Below are 19,665 nucleotides of genomic sequence, written 5' to 3'. Positions count from 1 at the left end.
TCCTCACTCCACGTGAGAGCAGTCGGAATCAGGGTCCCGCGCGATGGCGATCACGTCATCGAGCCGGTCGCGCACAGCGAGCAGGTCGGTGATCCGCTGGTCGACGCGGACACGCTCGGCCGCCATCTGGTCCAGGAGTGCCGGGGGCGCTTTTTCTTCACCCGAGTCCACGCACGGCAGCACCTTGCGGACCACTCTGCTCGGGAGGCCCGCGGCATACAGCTGTTGGATCAGCCGGACTCGGCCGACGGCAGTGTCGGGATAATGCCGCTGGCCGCCGGGGCCGCGGCCCGCCTGGAGCAGCCCCTGTTCCTCGTAATAGCGCAGCGCCCGGACGCTCACTCCCGCCTTCTCGGCGACCTCACCGATGCGCACCCGTCCTCCTCTGTCGGGCGGCCCGCCCGACTTGCACCTGACGTCAACGTCAGGTTCTAGCGTAGCGGGCGTCGGCACTCGCCGAACATTCATCCCACTGATCTCACGAACGGCCGGTGCAGGCCGTGTTGGAAAGGCAGAACGTCATGCGCGCAGTCCGCTATCACGAGTACGGCGGTGTAGAGACTCTCATGGTCGAGCAGGTGCCGGAGCCGCGTCCCGGGGCCGGCGAGATCCGCATCCGCGTTGCGGCGGCCGGCGTCAATCCCGTCGACTGGAAGGTGCGTTCCGGTGCGGTGCACGAGGTGCTCCCCGTGGACCTGCCCGCGGTTCCTGGGCGTGATGCCGTCGGCGTGGTCGACGAGACCGGTGAGGGCGTGCAGGGCGTGAGCATCGGCGACCGTGTCTTCGGGCTGGGCGGCGTCACCGGCGCGACGGCGGAGCTGGCCGTGCTCTCGGCCTGGGCCCACGCGCCGGCCGCGTGGACCGACGAGGAGGCCGCCGGCGCCGGTCTGGGATCCGTGACCGCGATGGGCGGGCTGAAGGCGCTCGGTCCCCTGCGGGGGCGCACTCTGCTCATCGAGGGCGCCGCCGGAGGCGTGGGCAGTGCTGCCGTCGAGATCGCGGTGGCTCAGGGCGCCACCGTGATCGGGACGGCCAGCGAGCGCAATCATGAGTTCCTTACCTCTCTCGGAGCCGTTCCCACCACCTACGGCACCGGCCTCGCGGAACGCCTCGCCGCCCTGGCTCCGGACGGTGTCGACATCGCGCTCGACACCGCGGCCTCCGGATCCCTGGCCGATCTCATTGCGATCGTGGGCGACCCTGCCCGCGTGTCGACGATCGCCGACTACGCCAACGCGCAGCGCCTGGGTGTGCATCTGGCCAACGCGGAGAACGACTCCACGCTCCTCGCCGAAGCGGCCGAACTCGGCCGACAAGCCCGCTACACACCGCGCATCGAGCGGACCTACCCGCTCGAACGGATCGCGGAAGCGCACGCATACGCCGAGCGGGGACACACGCGGGGGAAGATCGTGGTCTGTATCTGAGCTTGTCCCACCGTTCGGGGCTGCCCGCGGCTTCGGCCGCGGGCGGCCCGCACCTCCGGATCACCGGTCCTGGACCGATCCAACCACCTCGGAGATCATTTCGTTAGGAGTTCTTAGTCGCCGGCCGCGTTCGCCCCCCTGCCTGGCGGGCACCGCTCCGCCGGCGTATCGGAACACGTTCCGCAGCCCGACGGACCTCAGGAACCCACAGAGGCCTCCCCTGCCGACGTGACGGCGCACGGCACCGGGATGCGCCCCCGTGGGGTGGCTCGCATCCGACCGGTCCAGGGATGAACCGGGGTCCCGCCAACGTTTGCCCCGGCAGAGGTCGCGCCCTGCCCCGCGTGCGAGGATGAGCGCGCCCGTTTTTACCGACACCGTCCGGAGACGCCTTCAGCGCTTCGAGACACCGGAGGGAAAACACGTCATGAGCACCACCACGTCCGCCCCCGCCCTCTACGGGGGCTCATCGACGCGCCGGGTCACCGTACGCGACATCGCCGCCGCCAAGGAGCGGGGCGAGCGCTGGCCCATGCTGACCGCCTACGACGCCCTCACCGCGCGCGTCTTCGACGAGGCCGGGATCCCCGTCCTGCTCGTCGGCGACTCCGCGGCCATGGTCGTCTACGGCTACGACTCCACCGTGCCCGTCACCGTCGACGACCTGCTCCCGCTCACCGCGGCGGTGGCCCGCTCCACCTCGCGCGCCCTGGTCGTGGCCGACCTGCCGTTCGGGTCCTACCAGGCCTCGCCCGAGCAGGCGCTGGCCGCGGCCTCCCGCTTCATGAAGGAGGGCGGGGCCCACGCCGTCAAGCTGGAGGGCGGGCGCCGGATGGCGCCGCAGACCGAGGCCCTGGTCGCCTCCGGCGTGCCGGTCATGGGGCACATCGGCCTGACCCCCCAGTCGGTCAACACCCTGGGCGGCTACCGGGTGCAGGGGCGCGGCGAGGCGGCCGAGGAGCTGCTGGCCGACGCCAAGGAACTGGAGCGCGCGGGCGCCTTCTCGGTCGTCCTGGAGTGCGTGCCGGCCGAACTGGCGGCCCGCATCACCGCCGAGCTGACCATCCCCACGGTCGGCATCGGCGCAGGCCCCGATACCGACGCCCAGGTGCTGGTCTGGCAGGACATGGCGGGCCTGAGCCCGCGCGTGGCCAAGTTCGTCAAGACCTACGCCGATCTCAACGCCACCCTGGAGGGCGCGGCCAAGAGCTTCGCCGAGGAGGTCGTGGGCGGCGCCTTCCCCGCCCCTGAGCACTCCTACTCCTGACCCCCTCCTGATCCACCGGGGCGTATCGGGGCCGGTCGGCGACGCGCGCCGACCGGCCCCGGTCGTCGGACCGAATCCTACTCGGGGGTAGAGTGTCGCCCCGATCACGGGCGACCACCAACGGAGGCAGCATGCGCATCTCCATGCCCCTGCAGTACGCCGGCGACCCCAAGGAGTCCGTCGGACAGATCGCCGAGCTGGAGAAGGTCGGCCTGGACACCGTGTGGGTGGCCGAGGCCTACGGCTACGACAGCCCCACCCTCATGGGCTACATCGCCGCCCGCACCGAGCGCGTGCGCATCGGCGCCGCCATCCTGCCCGTCTACACGCGCACGCCCACCCTCATCGCGCAGACCGCGGCCGGGCTGGACTACCTGTCGGACGGGCGCGCCGTGCTGGGACTGGGCGCCAGCGGGCCGCAGGTGATCGAGGGCTGGCACGGCCTGCCCTACAACCGCCCGCTGGCCCGCACCCGCGAGGTGGTCGAGATCAGCCGCAAGGTGTGGGCCCGCGAGGAGCGGCTCACCCACGACGGCAAGGTCTTCACCCTTCCGCTTCCGCCCGAGGAGGGCACCGGGCTGGGCAAGCCGCTGAAGATCATCAACCACCCGGTGCGCAGCTCCGTCCCGGTGTACATCGCCTCGCTCGGCGAGAAGAACGTGAAGATGACCGCCGAGATCGCCGACGGGTGGCTGCCGATCTTCTTCATGCCCGAGAAGGCGGACGACGTCTGGGGCGACTCGCTGCGCGCGGGCAAGGCCGACCGCGACCCGTCCCTGGGGGACCTGGAGATCTCGGCCGGCGGCATGCTCGCGATCGGCGAGGGCGAGGAGACCAAGAAGCTCCTGGACTTCGCGCGTCCGATGATCGCCCTGTACGTGGGCGGGATGGGCGCCAAGGGCAAGAACTTCTACAACACCCTGGCCCGCCGCTACGGGTACGAGGAGGCGGCCGACCGGATCCAGGAGCTGTACCTGGAGGGCCGCAAGGAGGAGGCGGCGGCCGCCGTTCCGCAGGAGATGCTGGAGCTGACCAACCTGGTGGGGCCGGAGTCCTACGTGCGCGAGCGCATCGAGGCCTTCCGCGCCGCCGGCGTCACCGAGCTCAACGTCACGCCGGTGGCCGACGACCCGGTCCGCCTGGTGGAGAAGGTCAAGGGCTGGCTCTGAGCGCACGGCCGGATCGGGACCGGGGCCGGCGGTACGGCCCTGGTCCGGCCGGGGCCCCTGCCTGCGGACCGGGGCCGGCGCGGGGCGCGGCCTCGGTGCAGGGCCTCAGTGCGGGACCGCGGTCCGTTCAGTCCCGGCCGAGCAGGCCGCGCACGAACGAGGGCAGCGACGCGGTCTCGGCGCGGCGGATCCAGGCCAGCGCGCCCATCAGCACGATCAGCACCACCGGCAGCGCCCAGCCCGAGTCCCGCAGGACGGCCAGGTGGGTGACGGCGGCTCCGGCCACGACCAGGGTCAGGCCCGAGGCGGCGAGCCCGGACAGGCGCGGGATCAGCAGCCCGACCGCCCCGGCCACCTCGGCGACGCCCACGAAGTAGCGCAGCCACTGGCCCGCGCCGATCTCCTCGAAGGTCTGCGCGAAGTCCTCCCACCCGGCGAGCTTGCCGATCCCCATCAGGATGAACACGGCGAACCCGAGGACCTGCAGGAGCCAGGCGACGGCGGTCAGAGCGACGCCGCGGGCGGGTGGGGTTCGGTCTTCGCTCCGGTCCATGGCGACCACGCTCCAGGCAGAGGGTGCCGGTCCCGGAATCATCGCACACCCGACCGGGGCGGGCCAGCGCGCCGCCGCCCCGGGATTACCCTGAGTGCTGCGGCTGCGGAGGGCGGCCGGGGCCGGGACCGCCCGGCCCACGGCGGTTCGGAAGGGGGGCACGTGTCCGAGCCGGAGGCCGGGGCCCTGGCCGAGACCGCGGCCGAGGCGGTGTTCCGCCCGGTGCGCACCGGGAACGCCTTCGAGGAGACGGTGGAGCGGCTGCTGTCGGCGATCAAGCTCGGGGTGGTGGCCCGGGGCGGGCGCTTCCCCCCGGAGCGGGAGCTGGCGGCCCGGCTCGGGGTCAGCCGGATCACCTTGCGGGAGGCGATCCGCGCCCTCCAGGAGGCCGGGTACGCCGAGTCGCGGCGCGGACGCGGCGGCGGGACCTTCGTGGCCGACGTGCCGCCGCGCCCCAGCCGGGCCGAGGCGCAGCGGATGCTCCAGCGCACCGGAGCCGACCTGGAGGACCTGTTCACCTTCCGGCGCGCGCTGGAGACCGGGGCGGCGGTGCGGCTGGCCGAGGAGGGGCTGGACCCGGACGGCGAGCGGCTGCTGGCCGAGCGGCTGGCCGCGGTGGACGAGGCCCCGATCGAGGACTACCGGCGGTGCGACACCGTCTTCCACCACACGCTGGCCGAGCTGACCGGGTCGGCGTCGCTGACCGGGGCGCTGGCCGAGACGCGGATGCGGATCAACGACCTGCTCAACGCGATGCCGATCCTGGCGCGCAACCTGGAGCACAGCGGCGCCCAGCACCGGGCGATCGTCGCGGCGGTGCGCGACCGACGGCCGGAGGACGCCCGCCGCGCGGTCGGCGAGCACCTGGAGGGGACGGAGGCGCTGCTGCGCGCATTCCTGGCCTGACCGGCGCCCCCGTCCGCCGGGCCCGGGGCGGCGGACGGGGCGGGACGGGGGCCCCGGGACCGGGTCAGTTGAGCTCCGACTCGGCCTTCTCCACCAGGGCGAACTCCTCCTCCGGGGCGTCGGCGACCAGCCGGTGCCGCGAATAGAACCAGAAGTAGGCCAGGAACGCCGCGAAGATCGCCGCCGCCACGGCCGCGCCCACCACGTCCACCAGGAAGGTCGCCACCGCCGCGCACAGCGCCAGCGCCAGGGCGATGCCGGTGGTCACCGCGCCGCCCGGGGTCCGGTAGGGGCGCTCCAGCCCCGGCTCGCGGCGCCGCAGCACGATGTGGGCCACCATCATCAGCGCGTAGGACACGGTGGCCCCGAAGACCGCGATGTTGATCAGCCGGTCGCCGTCGCCCACCGCGGCCGCCAGCACGAAGCCGATGGTGCCGGGGACGATGAGCGCGGTGTAGGGGGTCTTGCGGCGCCCGGTGAGCGAGAGCCAGCGGGGCAGGTACCCCGCCCGCGACAGGGCGAAGAGCTGGCGCGAGTAGGCGTAGATGATGGAGAAGAAGCTGGCCACCAGTCCCGCCAGGCCGACGTAGTTGACGGCGTCGGCCAGCACGGTCGAGCCGCCGTAGGCCTCGCGCAGGGCGTGCGGGAGCGGGTTGTCGGAGTCGGCCAGCGCGGCGGCCCCGGCGCCTCCCGGGGCCAGCAGCAGCATGCCGAACCCGGTGACCAGCAGCACCGCCATGCCGGCGATGATGCCGCGGGGCATGTCGCGCTTGGGGTCGCGGGCCTCTTCGGCGGCCAGGGGAACGCCCTCGATGGCCAGGAAGAACCAGATGCCGAACACGAACGCCCCGAGGATGCCCGCGTACCCGAAGGGCAGGAAGGCGCTCGCGCCCGCCGCGTCCGTGGGGGCGATGTCGACCAGGTTGGCCGGGTCGAACTTCGGCACCATCCCGGCGGCGAAGACGACGAGGGCCACGACGGCCACGGCCGTGATGGCGAACATGACGCGCAGCGCCTCACCGACGCCCCACAGGTGGATCCCGACGAAGAGCGCGTAGCAGGCGAGGTAGACGGGCCAGGCGTTGGTGATGCCGAACAGTCCCAGCGCCTCGACGTACCCGCCGATGAAGACCGCGATCGCGGCCGGGGCGATGGCGTATTCGATGAGGATCGCGGTCCCGGTGGCGAAACCGCCGAGCGGTCCCAGCGCGCGGCGGGCGAAACCGTAGCCCGCCCCGGTGGCCGGGAGCGCGGAGGCCATCTCGGCCAGCCCCAGCACCATGAACAGGTACATGGTGCCCATGAGGACGGTGGCGATGAGCAGGCCGCCCCATCCCCCTTCGGCGATGCCGTAGTTCCAGCCGGCGAAGTCGCCGGAGATCACGTAGGAGACGCCCAGGCCGGCGAGCAGGAGCCACCCGGCGGCGCCTCGGCGCAGGGTGCGGCGCTGGAGGTAGTCGGTGCCGGCGCGGACGTAGTCGGCGCCCTGGACGTGTCCGTCGGCGTGCGGGCCGGTTTCTCGTGCCACGGTGCTCCCCTCGGGGGCGGTCGGGTCAAGGGTCGGTGGAGCGGGGTCGTGGTCGGGGGGGATGGTGCGGGGGATGTGCGGGGACCCGGAGCCTGAAAAGGTATGAGGCCGGTCCTTTACGTGATGGTCGGTGATGATGCGCGCCGCGGAACGGACCTGTCAAGGGGGGTCGCGCATTCCGGCGCATCGGCGCACACCTGCCGTTTCACCGGCGTTTCGACAGGGTTTCGCGCACCGGGAGGGATTGACACCGCCCTCGGCCCCTGCTTTGCTCCGTAAAAGGTACGGTCCTGAACCTTAAGGAGGCCGAGGGTGAGTACGAACCGCGGCGGGCCCCCGCTGACCGTGGACCGGCTCCGCGCCGACGTGGACTCCGGCGCCATCGACACCGTGCTGGTCGCCTTCACCGACATGCAGGGCAGGCTGCAGGGCAAGCGCGTCTCCGGCCGCTTCTTCCTCGACGAGGTGCTCGCCCACGGCACCGAGGCCTGCGACTACCTGCTCGCCGTCGACGTGGAGATGAACACCGTCGACGGGTACGCGATGTCCTCCTGGGACACCGGCTACGGCGACATCGTGCTGCGGCCCGACCCCGCCACGCTGCGCCGCACCCCCTGGCAGGAGGGCCAGGCCATGGTCACCGCCGACGTGCTGCGCCTGGACGGCGCCGACGCCGCCCCCTCCCCGCGGCAGATCCTCAAGCGCCAGACGGCCCGGCTGGCCGAGCGCGGGTGGAGCGCGATGGTCGGCACCGAGCTGGAGTTCGTCGTCTACCGCGACACCTACGAGCAGGCCTGGCAGCGCGGGTACCGGGACCTGACCCCGGCCAACCGCTACAACGTCGACTACTCGGTGCTGGGCGGCGCCCGGGTGGAGCCGCTGCTGCGCCGGGTGCGCAACGGGATGGCCGGCGCCGGGATGTACGTGGAGTCGGCCAAGGGCGAGTGCAACCTGGGCCAGCACGAGATCGCGTTCCGCTTCGACGAGGCGGTGGCCACCTGCGACCAGCACGCCATCTACAAGACCGGCAGCAAGGAGATCGCCGACCAGGAGGGCATGTCCATCACCTTCATGGCCAAGCCCGACGCGCGCGAGGGCAACTCCTGCCACGTGCACATCTCGCTGCGCGGCCTGGGCGACGGCGCCCCGGTGCTCGCCGAGGAGGGGGCGCCCCACGGGCTCTCGGCGACCGGGCGGCACTTCCTCGCCGGGCAGCTGGCCTCCCTGCGCGAGCTCACCCTGCTGCTCGCGCCCAACATCAACTCCTACAAGCGCTACGTTCCCGGCAGCTTCGCCCCGACGTCGGTCGCCTGGGGCGTGGACAACCGCACCTGCGCGCTGCGCCTGGTGGGGCACGGCCCCAGCCTGCGGGTGGAGAACCGGGTGCCCGGCGGCGACGTCAACCCCTACCTGGCCGTGGCCGCGCTCATCGCCGGCGGCCTGGACGGGATCGACCGGCAGCTGGAGCCGGGCCCGGCCTGCGCGGGCAACGCCTACGCCGGGGACGCCCCCTCGGTGCCGGCGACCATGCGCGAGGCGCTGGAGCTGTGGGAGAAGAGCGACCTGGCGCGCACGGCGTTCGGCGACGAGGTGGTCGAGCACTACGCCAACTACGCGCGGGTGGAGCTGGCGGCCTACGACGCCGCCGTGACGGACTGGGAACTGTACCGGGGCTTCGAGCGCCTGTGACGGGGCGCTCCGACCGAGAGGGGGACCATCGATGGGGGCGTCCGAAGCGCCGACCCTGCAGGAACTGGTGAATCCGGCGACCGAGGAGGTCATCGGCACGGTGCCGCTCGCCTCGGCCGAGGAGGCCGACGCGGCGGTGGCCCGGGCCCGCGCGGCCTGGCCCGCCTGGCGGGCCGTCGCTCCCGCCGACCGCGCGCGGCTGCTGCGCGCCTTCGCCGAGAAGGTCGGCGCGCACATCGAGGAGCTGGCCGCCTTGGAGGTGCGCAACTCCGGGCACCCGATCGGCCAGGCCCGCGGAGAGGCCGCCATGGTGCGGGACGTGCTGCTGTACTACGCGGGCGCGCCGGAGCGCGCTTCCGGGCGGCAGATCCCGGTCTCCGGGGGCTGGAGCGCCACCTTCTCCGAGCCCTTGGGGGTCGCGGCGGTGATCGTTCCCTGGAACTTTCCGATGCCGATCATGTCCTGGGGCGTGGCGCCCGCGCTCGCCGCGGGCAACGCGGTCGTGGTCAAGCCGTCGGAGCTGACGCCGCTCACGGCCCTCCGGCTCGGGGAACTGGCCCTTGAGGCGGGGATCCCGGAGGGGGTGCTCCAGGTGTTGCCGGGGACCGGGCCGGTGGCGGGCGAGCGCCTGGTGCGGCACCCGGGCGTGGACAAGGTGGCCTTCACCGGGTCGACGGCGGTCGGCAAGCGCATCATGGCGCTGGCGTCCGAGGACCTCAAGCGGGTGACCCTGGAGTTGGGCGGTAAGAGCGCCAACATCGTCTTCGCCGACGCCGACCTGGAGAAGGCGGCGGCCGCCGCGCCCTACGGCGTGTTCGACAACGCCGGGCAGGACTGCTGCGCGCGCTCGCGGCTGCTGGTCCAGCGCTCGGTGTTCGACCGGTTCATGGAACTGCTGGAGCCAGCGGTGAAGGGGGTCGCGGTGGGCGACCCGCGCGCCGAGGGGACCGAGATGGGACCGCTGGTGTCGGCGGCGCACCGTGCCAAGGTCGCCTCCTACGTGCCCGACGGGGCGCCCGTCGCATTCCGGGGGTCGGCGCCTGAGGGGGCGGGGTTCTGGTTCCCGCCGACGGTGCTCACCCCCGGGGCCCAGGACCCGGCCTTCACGGACGAGATCTTCGGGCCGGTGGTGTGCGCGGTTCCGTTCGAGGACGAGGCGGAGGCGGTGCGCATCGCCGACGGCACCGCGTTCGGCCTGGCGGGGTCGGTGTGGACGCGCGACGTGGGCCGCGCCCTGCGGACGGCACGCGCGGTGACGGCGGGGAACCTGTCGGTCAACTCCCACTCGGCCGTGCGGTACGGGACCCCGTTCGGCGGGTTCAAGCAGTCGGGGCTGGGGCGCGAACTCGGCCCGGACGCGCTGGAGGCGTTCACCGACACCAAGACGGTCTTCATCGCCGACGACACGGCGGATTGACGGTGGCCGGCCCGGATGCGGCGGACCGGCGGCGCCACGCACCGACCGGCCCGCGGACCGACCGGAGCTCCCCGATGGCGCAGGGGTCCACCGGGGCGGCCGGGCACCGGGCCGAGGACGGAGGAGGGCCGGAACGGCGCCGCCCGCCGTCGCCGAGCGTGCGGGCGCGCTGCAGAACTCGGGGCAGGGCCCGCCCGGGTCGGCGCCGGCCGGAGCCGGGACGCGCGTCACCGGGGCCGGGGCGTGCGGCACCGGTGCCGCACGGATCGAAGGTCGACGGATTCGAGGATTTCGAGGAGCGAAGGAGCGACATGCGGCGATTCGAGGGGCGCACCGCCGTGATCACCGGCGGCGGCAGCGGCATCGGCAAGGCCACGGCACTGCGGCTGGCCGAGGAGGGCGCGAACGTGGTCGTGGTCGACCTGGACCGGGAGGCCGGCGAGCAGGCGGCCAAGGAGGTCGGCGGGCGATACGTGGCGGCCGACGTCACCGACGGCGACCAGGTCGCGGCCGCGTTCGCGGAGGCGAACCGGGCCTACGGGTCGGTGGACGTGGCCTTCAACAACGCGGGCATCTCCCCGCCCGACGACGACTCCATCCTGGAGACCGGGCTGGAGGCCTGGCGCCGGGTGCAGGAGGTCAATCTGACCTCGGTCTACCTGTGCTGCAAGCACGCCCTGCCGTACATGCGCGAGCAGGGCCGCGGCTCGATCGTGAACACGGCCTCGTTCGTGGCGACCATGGGCGCGGCGACCTCGCAGATCTCCTACACCGCGAGCAAGGGCGGGGTGCTGGCACTCAGCCGGGAGCTGGGGGTGCAGTTCGCGCGCGAGGGCATCCGCGTCAATGCGCTCTCCCCCGGGCCGGTGAACACCCCCCTGCTCAAGGAGCTGTTCGCCAAGGACCCCGAACGCGCGCAGCGGCGGCTGGTCCACGTGCCCTCCGGGAGGTTCGCCGAGCCGGAGGAGATCGCTGCGGCGGTGGCGTTCCTGGCCAGCGACGACGCCTCGTTCATCACCGCCAGCAACTTCCTCGTGGACGGCGGCATCTCCGGCGCCTACGTGACGCCGCTGTGAGCGCCCCGACGGACGGGGGCCGGGGCGCGCTCATCGGGATCACCGCCTATGCGGAGCAGGCCCGGTGGGGCGAGGCGTGGGACCTGCCGGCCGCGCTCCTGCCCCGGGCCTACGTGGACGCGGTGGCCGGGGCCGGCGGGGTGCCGGTGATGCTGCCGCCGGTGCCGGGGATCGAGCACGCGGTCGCGGGGGTCGACGCCCTGGTGCTGGCCGGGGGCGGGGACATCGACCCGGGGCGGTACGGCGCGGCCGCCGCCGAGCGGACGGCGGGGGTGGACCCCGGCCGGGACGCCTCCGAGTTCGCCCTGCTGGAGGCGGCGTTGGAGCGCGGGCTGCCGGTGCTGGGCGTCTGCCGGGGGATGCAGGTGATGAACGTGTCCCGCGGGGGCACGCTGCACCAGCACCTGCCGGACGTGGTGGGCGGGGACGCGCACCGGAGGCGGACCGCCGTCTTCGACCCGCACCCGGTCCGGGTCTCCCCGGGCAGCCGCACCGCGGAGGTGCTGGGCCGCAGCGAGCTGGAGGTGCCGACCTACCACCACCAGGGCGTCGACGCCTTGGGCGCGGGCGTGGTGGCCACGGCGTGGACGGAGGACGGGATCGTCGAAGCGGTCGAGTTCACCGACGAGCCGAGGGCGCTGGGGGTGCAGTGGCATCCGGAGATGGGCGACGATCCCTCGCTGTTCCGGTGGCTGGTGGAGGAGGCGGGGAGTGCACGGGCGGAGCGGTGAGGTCCGGCCCGCCATTGCCGTGGACATGCCGTGGCCGGGGCGCCTCCTGGGAGGCGCCCCGGCCACGGTTCGTACCCGATCAGGGGCCGGGCCCTCAGCGCCTACATGACCTTGGAGATCGAGTTGTCGCAGCCTACCGAGGTGTCGCTGAGGCAGGCCTTGTACTTGTATCCGCTCTTGATCTGGAACCCGTTGGTGTAGGTCGTCGTCCCGTCCGAGCGGGTCCCGTCGTTGGCGACCCGGCTGCCGTGGCTGTTGTGGACGACGATGGCGAGGACGTCTCCGTCATCGGCACCGACCACCCGGGCCCAGGCGATGGGGACGTCATTCGCGGCGTTCCGGGTGACCAGCCCCCGGCGGACCTGCAGGGTGACACCGCCGATCGTCGCCTGTTTCGCCGTTGAAACGTTGAAGGCGTTCCTGGGGCTGGCCTCGTACAGGTCGGCGGCAGCGGCGACGGGCGCCGCGTCCGCCGTGGTACCTCCTTGCTCGTCGAGCGCGGCCGTCACCATCGGGGGGATGTCCACGAGCCGGGCTTCCGGTTCCTCTTCGGCGGCGGCGGGGGCGGAGAGCAGGCCCAATGCCATGGCGGGGGCGGCCACGGCGACGGCCCAACGGGAAATACGCGATATGCGCATGAGGGGTTCCCTTTCATCGACCGGTGAATCGCTTCACGCGAGCGCCCCAAAGCTAGGCACCCGGCCCCCGCGAGGGCAAAGAACTTCGACCCGTGTGGAAATGCGCAGCTCGCAGGACATTCGGCCGCCGCACGAAGGGCACTCGCACAGAAACCCACCGCAATCGGCCACTTGACCCCGATAGGGCCCACCACCCGCGAGGTGGTCGGCGAGCGTGCTCCTCGGGGCAGGCCCGGACGGCATGCCCGCGATGTGTGCGGCGTCGTCGCCGACGAACGCGGCGGCGCACTCGCCCCGGAGGTCGGCCTCCGGCGAGCGGGCGCCGGGGTCGGCGGAGGAGCAGGGCGGCGTGTGGGGACCACCGCCCGGGGACCGGCTACCGCTTACCGCAGCCGGGGCAGGTCTGGCCGATCTCCTTCATGGTGCCGCAGTGGCGACAGTTCTCCTGGTCGATGCGGTCGCCTCGGCTCCCGATGAGGTCGCGGTCGGGAAGGCCGATCATGGATCGGCAGCGGGGGCAAGCCATCCAGAACCTCCGGTAGGTGTACTTCTCCCGGTCGATGACCGTCCAGCACTTGTCGCATTGGACGTACCGGTTCTTTCCGTAGCGTCCTTGGCTTTCGGGTGCCCCCATGGACGGGACTCTACCCCGACAGGCCGGATGCGGCAGCGCTCGCCCCGGCCCCGCCCCCGGTCAGAGGGAACATCGATGAACTGCATTCGCGCCCACGCGCCCCGACGAGATCCGCCGTTCGGTCGTGTCCGCCGGCGTGGTGGAACCCTCCGGACCCCGGCCGCCCCCGGGGGCACTGCCTGCCGCCCGCACCGACTCCCCCGAGATCAACGACAAGGAAGGGGGCGCGGACTCGGGGCGGGGACGCCGATCGCGCCGCAGCGGTCGCACCGCTCACAAGGACGCGGCCGAAAGCTCCACGCCCCTTCACACGATTGCGCCCCGCAATCCGGAAACGCGCCTGGACGACGGACGTGCCGAACATGCGGGCGGCCTCCTTTGCCGAGGCCTGCGTCGACCGCCCCTCAGCACCGATCGCCCTCAGCACCGATCGGCAGGCCGTGGGCTTCGCGGGCGCGCGATCGCAGGCTCGCCGGTCGCCCTCGGCCCCTGCCGGGCCGACGACCGCCCCCACGACTCCCGAAAGGCCCGGCAACGGGCTTCTCGGGAGTCGCGAGGAGCCCGCCTCTCAGGACGGACGATTCCCCTACAGCCGTCGATAGGGGAACCACCACTGTCGGCGGCTCGGAGTGGTGAATTCACCCCTGTCGACCGCCGATCCCTGAGGCCCTCACACGTCGGTGATGCGCAGGCCTGCGTGGGCCTTGTAGCGGCGGTTGATCGCGATCAGGTTGGCGGTGAACGCCTCCACCTGGTGCGCGTTGCGCAGCCGGCCGCCGTAGATGCCGCGCACCCCCGAGATGAGCCCGGCCAGCGCCCGGACGGTGTCGGTGGCCTCCCGGTCGTCCCCGAGGACCAGCACGTCCAGGTCGACCTCCTCGACCTCCGGGTCCAGCAGCAGCGACGCGGACACGTGGTGGAAGGCGGCCGTCACCCGGCTGCGCGGCAGCACCGCCTCGGCCTGCTGGGCGGCGCTGCCCTCCTCCACCGGCAGCGCGTAGGGCCCCTTCTTGTCGAAGCCGAGCGGGTTGACGCAGTCCACGACGATCTTCCCGGCCAGCTCCTCCTCCAGGGAGGCCAGCAGCTCGCGGTGGCCCGCCCAGGGCACCGCGACGATCACGACGTCGGCAGCGGCGGCGGCGCCGGCGTTGTCCAGGCCGCGGACCGGAAGGTCGGCGCCCAGACCGTCGGCGGCGCCCTGCGCCCGCTCGGCGCTGCGCGAGCCGATGACGACCTCGGTTCCGGCCAGGGCCAGCCGCCGGGCCAGACCCCGGCCCTGGTCGCCGGTCCCGCCGAGGACGGCGACGACCAGGCCCGAGACGTCGGGGGTGTCGTGTGGGGATGTCTGATCAGCCATGACAGGAATCATCCCACCCGCACGGCTCCGCCGCCCGGGCGGGGACACGCCGTCAGGCGGTGAAGACGCGCGGCTCCAGCCCCTCCAGCCCGAGCTCGCGCATGTGCAGGCGGTGGGCGGCGGCCGCCGCCAGGGCGGAGACGGTGCGGCCGTCGGCGCGGCCGGTCCGCGGCAGGCCGACCGCGTCCTGGAAGCGGGCCAGGGCTTCGGGGCGGGCCGCGGGTGGCGCGCACGGGTCGAGCAGTCCCAGCTCGATCAGCCGCCAGCGGACCTCGGCCGGTTCGGCCTCCGGAAGGACCCGTTCGGCGTCGAAGAGGGACCAGAACAGTCCCGCCGCCACCGAGCGCGCCTTGACGCCCCACCGGGCGCCGCCGACCACCCGCGCGGCGCCTGCCGGCGCCCTCTGCATGTGGATCGCGGTCATCGTCGAGCTCCTCCCCCTCGCGGCCCGATCGTGTGATTCGAGTATGGACTCGCGAAGGTGAGAGCACATCGGCCGTAAGTTCGGAATCAGATCAATACCAAAGTCGGTCCCGAACGGCCGACACCGGTCGATAGGAGGTGGAGCCCGCCCTGCCCGCCCCGGGCGCCGACATCTTGATCAAGGCTGCCTGCCGGCGGCGGGCCCCTGGAGACGGGGGAAGGGGGCGACGACGAAGCGGGCCGGTTCCCCGGCCCTGCTTTTCGGCCGCCGGGCCTCTCGCGGCCCGGGAACAGCGGTAACGACGGCACGGCAGGTACCCCGCTCCGGGCCGCCTGCCGTGCGGTGGGACCCTTCAGTTCAGGGAGATGAGCAGCAACGACAAGTGGGAAGCGGTCCCCCGAGGTCGACGGTCGGCCGCCGGGTGATCGGTGGTCCGGGGAGATGGCGGCGACGGCGCAGCCGGTGCCCCGCTCACGGGCCCCGGCCGGGCGGCGGGCCGCCGCGGGGCCAGGGGGAAGGCGGCGGCGACGAAGCAGGGGCGGTTCCCCGGGCGCCCCGGTCGTCCGGCGGGCCCCTCGCGGTCCGGGGCAGGTGCGCGGTGGGGCCGGGCGTCGCCCGCCCGCGCTCGCGGTGCCCCGCCCGCGCCCGCATCAGGCACCCCTTCGAGCAGAGGCACCATTCTGACCTGGGAGAATACGCACCGTCACAGCTCAGGGAGAGCGGGAGCGTGCTGATCGACGCCCCGCGGCGGCTCCCGGGTGCGATCCCGGCCAGACCAGAACGGGGTTCGGTATCGCAGTGCCCGTATTGCCCCTACTTGTCCGTCCGTCGACAGGGAGGAGGCGGCAGAGGAGGGGTGGGGCGTCCGCCCGTGTTGAGCCTCGCGCCGGTATCGGCCCACCTCCGGCTACCCAGAGTGTCCGAGAGTGCCGCAATCGGCTCCAGTGTTCCGGTAGAAGGGGTGTCGGGCACCGAATCCGGTTCTGGCCTGGCCGCCACCGCACGCCCGCCCGGCCCACGGGGCTGCTCCGGGCGTGCGCGGGACCCTCATCCCCTTCTAATCCGGACAAACGGGGCACTTGGCGGGCTGTGTCCGCTGGAGACTAGCCCAGAGGGGCCTGTTCTTCATCGTGAGTGGTGATATCGCCACGCAATGTGCAATTGGATGGCGATATCACCACTCACGATGTCTAAGCAGCGCCTGGCATGCCCGGTATGCCCGGAACGCGAAAAAGAAGGGCCCTTCCAGGAGGCAATCCACCGGGCGGCCGACCACCAGTACCGGGCAACCGCCCCCTTATCACCGCCTCTCCTGGCACCGCGGCGGCCCGGCGCCCGGCCGGGGCCCGTGAGCCGGGCACCGGCTGCGCCGTCGCCGCCCCCTGGCACTTAGGGGGCCTGCCGCTCGGCAAGCAGGCCGGAGCGGGGCACCTGCCGGTCCCGTCGTTGCCGCTGTTCCCGGACCGCGAGAGGCCCGGCGGACGACCGGAGGCACTGGGGAACCGCCCCGCTTCGTCGTCGCCGCCCTCCCCTTGGCACCGAAGAGCCCCGCCACCCGCCAAGCAGGGCCGGGGAACCGCCGCGCCTGGTCGTTGCCGTCTCCCTCCCTGCGCCGAAGGGCCCCGCCGCCTGACGAGCAGGCCGGAGCGGGGTACCTGCCGGCCGTCGTCGCCGCTCATCGCCGGTACCGCCGGGACGCCGGGACTTGGCCGGGGCCCGCGAGTGGGGCGCCTGCCGGGCTGTCGCCGTCGGGCGGCACGAACCGCGCCCCGCACGAACCACACCCCGCACGAACCGCGCCCCGCACGATCCACGAACCGCACGCCGTCCGGACCGCGGGCACCCCCGGTCCGCCTGAGGGAGGAGGTCCCTCCCCTAGAGCCGGCCCGCTCCTAGAGGAGGGCGGGCTCGTCGAGGGTCAGGGTTCCCTCGTCCGCGTCCAGGGTCGCGGTGGCTCCGAGGGGGACCGTCGTCTGGGCGGGAATGTGTCCGAAGCCGAAGCCGTCCGCGACCGGGACGCCCAAGGGGGCCAACCTGTCCCGCATCATCAGCCGGATCGTCTCCTCATCGGGCGTGCACTTGCCCCACGACCCCAGAAGGACGCCGGCGACCCCGTCCAGCCAGCCGCTCCGCAGCAGCTGGGTGACCATCCGGTCCATCCGGGAGGCGTCCTCGTCGACGTCCTCCAGCAGCAGGAGTCCCCCCTCCGCCGAACGGCGGAAATGCGGCGTGGCGATGCTGTCGGCCAGGACGCTGAGGTTGCCCCCCATCAACCGCCCGTGGGCCCTCCCCCCCACGAGGGTGCGCACCCCTTGAGGGGCGATCCGCATCCGCGACTCCGGCTCGAACAGGATCGCGCGCAGGTCCTCCACCGCTTCGGGGTCACGGCCGAAGTACGCCCCCACCGGGCCGTGCACCGTGACCCGGTCCAGCTCCACCGCGAACGCCTCGTGCAGCGCGGTCACGTCGCTGAATCCGATGAACGCCTTGGGCGGCGCCCCGCGCAGCGCCCCGTAGTCGAGCAGGTCCAGCATGCGGTGCGCCCCGTCGCCGCCCCGCAGGCACAGCACCGCCGCGACGCCGGGCGCCAGCAGCGCCTCCTGCAGGTCCCTCGCCCGGTCGGCGTCGGTTCCGGCCAGGTAGGGCAGCTCCGGGTGCCGGTCGCGGACGTGCGGGCGCACCTCCGCCCGGACGCCCCAGGCCTCGATCACCGGAAGCGCCGCCGCCAGCTCCTCCTCCGGGGCGGGGCTGCACGGCGCGACCACCGCCACCTTTTCGCCCGCGTGCAGCCGCGGGGGCCGCCGCGCGCTCACGGCCGCAGGTCCAGCGCCGGGACGTCGGCGTCGAACCCGAACACCTGCGCGTACAGCGCCAGCTCCGCCTCCAGCGCGACACGGATGGTCTCGGCCTTGCGGAAGCCGTGCTGCTCCCCGGCGAACTCCAGGTAGGCGTGGGGCACCCCGCGCCCGCGCACCCGCTCCAGCAGCCGCCGCGCCTGCACCGGCGGGCAGATCTCGTCCTCGTCTCCCTGCATCAGCACGAACGGCGCGGTGACGGCGTCGGCCCGGTTGACCGGGGACCGCTCGATGTAGCGCTCCCGTTCCTCGGGCCAGGGCCCCACCAGGCTCTCCAGGTACTGCGACTCGAAGTCGTGCGTCTCGCCGGTCCGCCACCCGACCAGGTCCACGATCGGGTACTGGATCACCCCGCAGGCGAACACGTGGTCCGAGGCCAGCGCCGCCGCGGCGGTCCACCCGCCGGCGCTGCCGCCGCGGATCGCCAACCGGTCCGCGTCGGCCGTGCCCTCGGCGGCCAGCGCCCGGGCCACCGCCGCGCAGTCCTCCACGTCGACCACGCCCCACCGGCCGCGCAGCCGCTCCCGGTAGGCGCGCCCGTACCCGGTGGAGCCGCCGTAGTCGACCTGCACCACCCCGATGCCGCGGCTGGTGAAGAAGGCGACCTCGGCGTCCTGGGCGGTGGTCGACCGGCCGGTGGGGCCGCCGTGCGCCCACACCGCGAACGGCGGCGGCTCCCCCTCGGGCCCCTGGGCGCGGGGGTTGTGCGGGGGGTGGACGATGGCGTGCACCTCGCGCCCGCCGGGGCCGCTGAACACCCGCCGCTCGGCCCGCGGCGCGTACCCGTGCCGCACCTCCGGGTCGTCCCCCGACCGGCGGCTCAGCGCGCGCCACGACCCGTCGGCGGCGACCACCGCCACCACCTGGGCGGGCAGGTCGGGCGAGGCGGCCACACCCACGACCACCTCCCCGGCGGTCCCGGCCGGGCACAGCCGCCCCGACCACTCGGTGTGCGGGGTGGCGATGTCGGTGAGCGCCCCGGAGTCCGGGCACAGCAGCGACAGCCGGGACGAGCCGGTGCCGTGCACGGCCGCGATGAGGCCGCTCCGCATCGGCAGGATCCACCGCTGCCCCAGCGTCCACAGCGGCCCGCCGTACTCCTCCTGGGAGGGGGCCAGGGCGACCGGCGCCCGGGCCGCGCCGCCGTCGCGCGCGATCGAGATCTGGTAGGGGTTCCACCAGCCCGAGGCGTCCGACACGCAGAACAGCGTCTCCTCGTCGCCCCACTCGGCCTGCACCACCGAGTCCCCCGGCCCGCCGGCCACGTCGCGCGGACCCGAGACGGTCCCGTCCGGTCCGATCGCGGCGACCGACAGGTAGGTGGAGTCCCAGGGCATGTCCGGGTGGTCCCACCCGATCCAGGACAGGCGCCGACCGTCCGGGGAGACGCGGGGGCAGGCGAGGAAGCGGCGCCCCTCGGCGACCACCCGCACCCGGCCGGGGTCCCGGGCCGCCGATCCGTCCATCGGCACCGCCACCAGCGCCCGGCGCACGTCCGTGGGGGCGGGCCCGGTGTGCTCCTCGCGGATGCACCACACCTCGTCCCGCCCGGGCGGCCCCTCCACCGGCTCGGCGTAGCGCAGCGAGGAGGGCTCGGGCGGCTCGGGGGTCAGGGGCGAGGGCGCCTGCACCTGGCCCGGGAAGAACAGGTACAGCCGCTGGTCGGTGAACTCGCTGAACACCGCGGCGGTACCCGCCTCGGCGCGGTCGAGCACCAGGTAGGGGCGCCCGCCGTACTCGTGCACCCGGGTCCGGGCGTTCCACGGGGCGGCCAGCACCTCCTGCACCCCGTCCTCGGGCTCGTCCAGCCGGGTGCGGCACAGCGCGGTCCGTCCGCCCTCCTCGGGGCGCGGCTCGGTCCACCACACCTCCTGGCCGACGGCGCACGGCCACCCCGGGGCGCCGTCGTGCCGGGCCACGGCGTCCGCGCCGACCGGCGAGGGCCAGGAACCGTAGGGCAGGTGGGGCATGGTCACCCGTGCCTTTCTGTTCGT

17 protein-coding genes are annotated in these 19,665 nt (G+C 73.6%); 8 read left to right on the top strand and 9 right to left on the bottom strand.

Translation table 11 applies throughout. From position 1 onward, the window contains the following. Window positions 1–3: 3 nt before the first annotated feature. Window positions 4–375, bottom strand: coding sequence for a MerR family transcriptional regulator (locus tag C892_RS0113970; RefSeq protein WP_017557725.1), 372 nt, complete (start codon window positions 373–375; stop codon window positions 4–6). A 146-nt stretch (window positions 376–521) separates the two neighbouring features. On the opposite strand from C892_RS0113970, the gene C892_RS0113965 reads away from it, so the two are divergent. The 3 genes from C892_RS0113965 to C892_RS0113955 all read left to right on the top strand — a co-directional run bounded on the left by C892_RS0113965 (window position 522) and on the right by C892_RS0113955 (window position 3,863). Then, the gene (locus tag C892_RS0113965; protein WP_026124348.1) at window positions 522–1,427 is read left to right on the top strand and encodes an NADP-dependent oxidoreductase; all 906 of its coding nucleotides are present in this window, start codon (window positions 522–524) and stop codon (window positions 1,425–1,427) included. Window positions 1,428–1,854: 427 nt separating this feature from the next. Continuing rightward, entirely contained in the window at window positions 1,855–2,694 is an 840-nt protein-coding gene (panB, locus tag C892_RS0113960) for a 3-methyl-2-oxobutanoate hydroxymethyltransferase (RefSeq protein ID WP_017541444.1), read from the top strand. Between the two features lie 131 nt (window positions 2,695–2,825). Then, entirely contained in the window at window positions 2,826–3,863 is a 1,038-nt protein-coding gene (locus tag C892_RS0113955) for an LLM class F420-dependent oxidoreductase (protein WP_017541445.1), read from the top strand. Between the two features lie 127 nt (window positions 3,864–3,990). On the opposite strand, the gene C892_RS0113950 is transcribed toward C892_RS0113955, so the two are convergent. Continuing rightward, on the bottom strand, window positions 3,991–4,416 hold the full coding sequence (locus tag C892_RS0113950) for a DoxX family protein (RefSeq protein ID WP_017557723.1): 426 nt from the start codon (window positions 4,414–4,416) through the stop codon (window positions 3,991–3,993). 162 nt (window positions 4,417–4,578) lie between these two features. On the opposite strand from C892_RS0113950, the gene C892_RS0113945 reads away from it, so the two are divergent. Then, window positions 4,579–5,322: a FadR/GntR family transcriptional regulator gene (locus C892_RS0113945; RefSeq protein ID WP_017557722.1), complete on the top strand. Its 744-nt coding sequence runs from the start codon at window positions 4,579–4,581 to the stop codon at window positions 5,320–5,322. A 64-nt stretch (window positions 5,323–5,386) separates the two neighbouring features. On the opposite strand, the gene eat is transcribed toward C892_RS0113945, so the two are convergent. After that, the gene (eat, locus tag C892_RS0113940) at window positions 5,387–6,850 is read right to left on the bottom strand and encodes an ethanolamine permease (protein ID WP_017557721.1); all 1,464 of its coding nucleotides are present in this window, start codon (window positions 6,848–6,850) and stop codon (window positions 5,387–5,389) included. Window positions 6,851–7,162: 312 nt separating this feature from the next. Here eat and C892_RS0113935 point away from each other — a divergent pair, with 312 nt between their 5' ends. From C892_RS0113935 to C892_RS0113920, 4 genes are all read left to right on the top strand, one after another. Then, window positions 7,163–8,539: a glutamine synthetase family protein gene (locus tag C892_RS0113935; protein WP_017557720.1), complete on the top strand. Its 1,377-nt coding sequence runs from the start codon at window positions 7,163–7,165 to the stop codon at window positions 8,537–8,539. A gap of 31 nt (window positions 8,540–8,570) precedes the next feature. After that, complete coding sequence (locus tag C892_RS0113930) at window positions 8,571–9,956, top strand: aldehyde dehydrogenase family protein (RefSeq protein WP_017557719.1); 1,386 nt, start codon at window positions 8,571–8,573, stop codon at window positions 9,954–9,956. A 311-nt stretch (window positions 9,957–10,267) separates the two neighbouring features. Next, window positions 10,268–11,032, top strand: a complete 765-nt coding sequence (locus tag C892_RS0113925) for a 3-oxoacyl-ACP reductase (protein ID WP_017557718.1) — start codon at window positions 10,268–10,270, stop codon at window positions 11,030–11,032. Beyond that, window positions 11,029–11,763: a gamma-glutamyl-gamma-aminobutyrate hydrolase family protein gene (locus C892_RS0113920; RefSeq protein WP_017557717.1), complete on the top strand. Its 735-nt coding sequence runs from the start codon at window positions 11,029–11,031 to the stop codon at window positions 11,761–11,763. The genes C892_RS0113925 and C892_RS0113920 overlap by 4 nt, the downstream gene beginning before the upstream one ends. A gap of 101 nt (window positions 11,764–11,864) precedes the next feature. Here the strand turns inward: C892_RS0113920 and C892_RS0113915 are convergent, their stop codons facing one another. From C892_RS0113915 to C892_RS0113890, 6 genes are all read right to left on the bottom strand, one after another. Further along, the gene (locus C892_RS0113915; protein ID WP_017557716.1) at window positions 11,865–12,401 is read right to left on the bottom strand and encodes a hypothetical protein; all 537 of its coding nucleotides are present in this window, start codon (window positions 12,399–12,401) and stop codon (window positions 11,865–11,867) included. Between the two features lie 376 nt (window positions 12,402–12,777). Further along, window positions 12,778–13,035, bottom strand: a complete 258-nt coding sequence (locus C892_RS31820; RefSeq protein ID WP_152513394.1) for a hypothetical protein — start codon at window positions 13,033–13,035, stop codon at window positions 12,778–12,780. A 670-nt stretch (window positions 13,036–13,705) separates the two neighbouring features. Then, on the bottom strand, window positions 13,706–14,392 hold the full coding sequence (gene npdG, locus C892_RS0113905) for an NADPH-dependent F420 reductase (protein WP_017541455.1): 687 nt from the start codon (window positions 14,390–14,392) through the stop codon (window positions 13,706–13,708). A gap of 52 nt (window positions 14,393–14,444) precedes the next feature. After that, a complete protein-coding gene (locus C892_RS0113900) occupies window positions 14,445–14,816 on the bottom strand; it encodes a hypothetical protein (protein ID WP_017557715.1) in 372 nt (123 codons plus the stop codon). Between the two features lie 1,892 nt (window positions 14,817–16,708). Next, window positions 16,709–17,629, bottom strand: a complete 921-nt coding sequence (locus C892_RS0113895; RefSeq protein ID WP_017557714.1) for a S66 peptidase family protein — start codon at window positions 17,627–17,629, stop codon at window positions 16,709–16,711. After that, window positions 17,626–19,641, bottom strand: coding sequence for a S9 family peptidase (locus C892_RS0113890; RefSeq protein ID WP_051060541.1), 2,016 nt, complete (start codon window positions 19,639–19,641; stop codon window positions 17,626–17,628). Before C892_RS0113890 ends, C892_RS0113895 begins: the two co-directional genes overlap by 4 nt. Between the last annotated feature and the right edge of the window lie 24 nt (window positions 19,642–19,665).

It is taken from the genome of Nocardiopsis baichengensis YIM 90130, assembly GCF_000341205.1.
Taxonomy (GTDB): Bacteria; Actinomycetota; Actinomycetes; order Streptosporangiales; family Streptosporangiaceae; genus Nocardiopsis_A; species Nocardiopsis_A halophila.
The sequence above is the reverse complement of the archived record's forward strand: the minus strand, read 5'-3'. Positions and strand labels throughout refer to the sequence as shown.

What these genes read in the sequence shown, in the direction of transcription:
- C892_RS0113915 (WP_017557716.1), bottom strand. Translation starts at nt 12,401, where the DNA reads ATGCGCATATCGCGTATTTCCCGTTGGGCCGTCGCCGTGGCCGCCCCC.
- C892_RS0113890 (WP_051060541.1), bottom strand. Translation starts at nt 19,641, where the DNA reads ATGCCCCACCTGCCCTACGGTTCCTGGCCCTCGCCGGTCGGCGCGGAC.
- C892_RS31820 (WP_152513394.1), bottom strand. Translation starts at nt 13,035, where the DNA reads ATGGGGGCACCCGAAAGCCAAGGACGCTACGGAAAGAACCGGTACGTC.
- C892_RS0113965 (WP_026124348.1), top strand. Translation starts at nt 522, where the DNA reads ATGCGCGCAGTCCGCTATCACGAGTACGGCGGTGTAGAGACTCTCATG.
- C892_RS0113925 (WP_017557718.1), top strand. Translation starts at nt 10,268, where the DNA reads ATGCGGCGATTCGAGGGGCGCACCGCCGTGATCACCGGCGGCGGCAGC.
- C892_RS0113950 (WP_017557723.1), bottom strand. Translation starts at nt 4,416, where the DNA reads ATGGACCGGAGCGAAGACCGAACCCCACCCGCCCGCGGCGTCGCTCTG.
- panB (WP_017541444.1), top strand. Translation starts at nt 1,855, where the DNA reads ATGAGCACCACCACGTCCGCCCCCGCCCTCTACGGGGGCTCATCGACG.
- C892_RS0113930 (WP_017557719.1), top strand. Translation starts at nt 8,571, where the DNA reads ATGGGGGCGTCCGAAGCGCCGACCCTGCAGGAACTGGTGAATCCGGCG.
- C892_RS0113900 (WP_017557715.1), bottom strand. Translation starts at nt 14,816, where the DNA reads ATGACCGCGATCCACATGCAGAGGGCGCCGGCAGGCGCCGCGCGGGTG.
- C892_RS0113955 (WP_017541445.1), top strand. Translation starts at nt 2,826, where the DNA reads ATGCGCATCTCCATGCCCCTGCAGTACGCCGGCGACCCCAAGGAGTCC.
- npdG (WP_017541455.1), bottom strand. Translation starts at nt 14,392, where the DNA reads ATGGCTGATCAGACATCCCCACACGACACCCCCGACGTCTCGGGCCTG.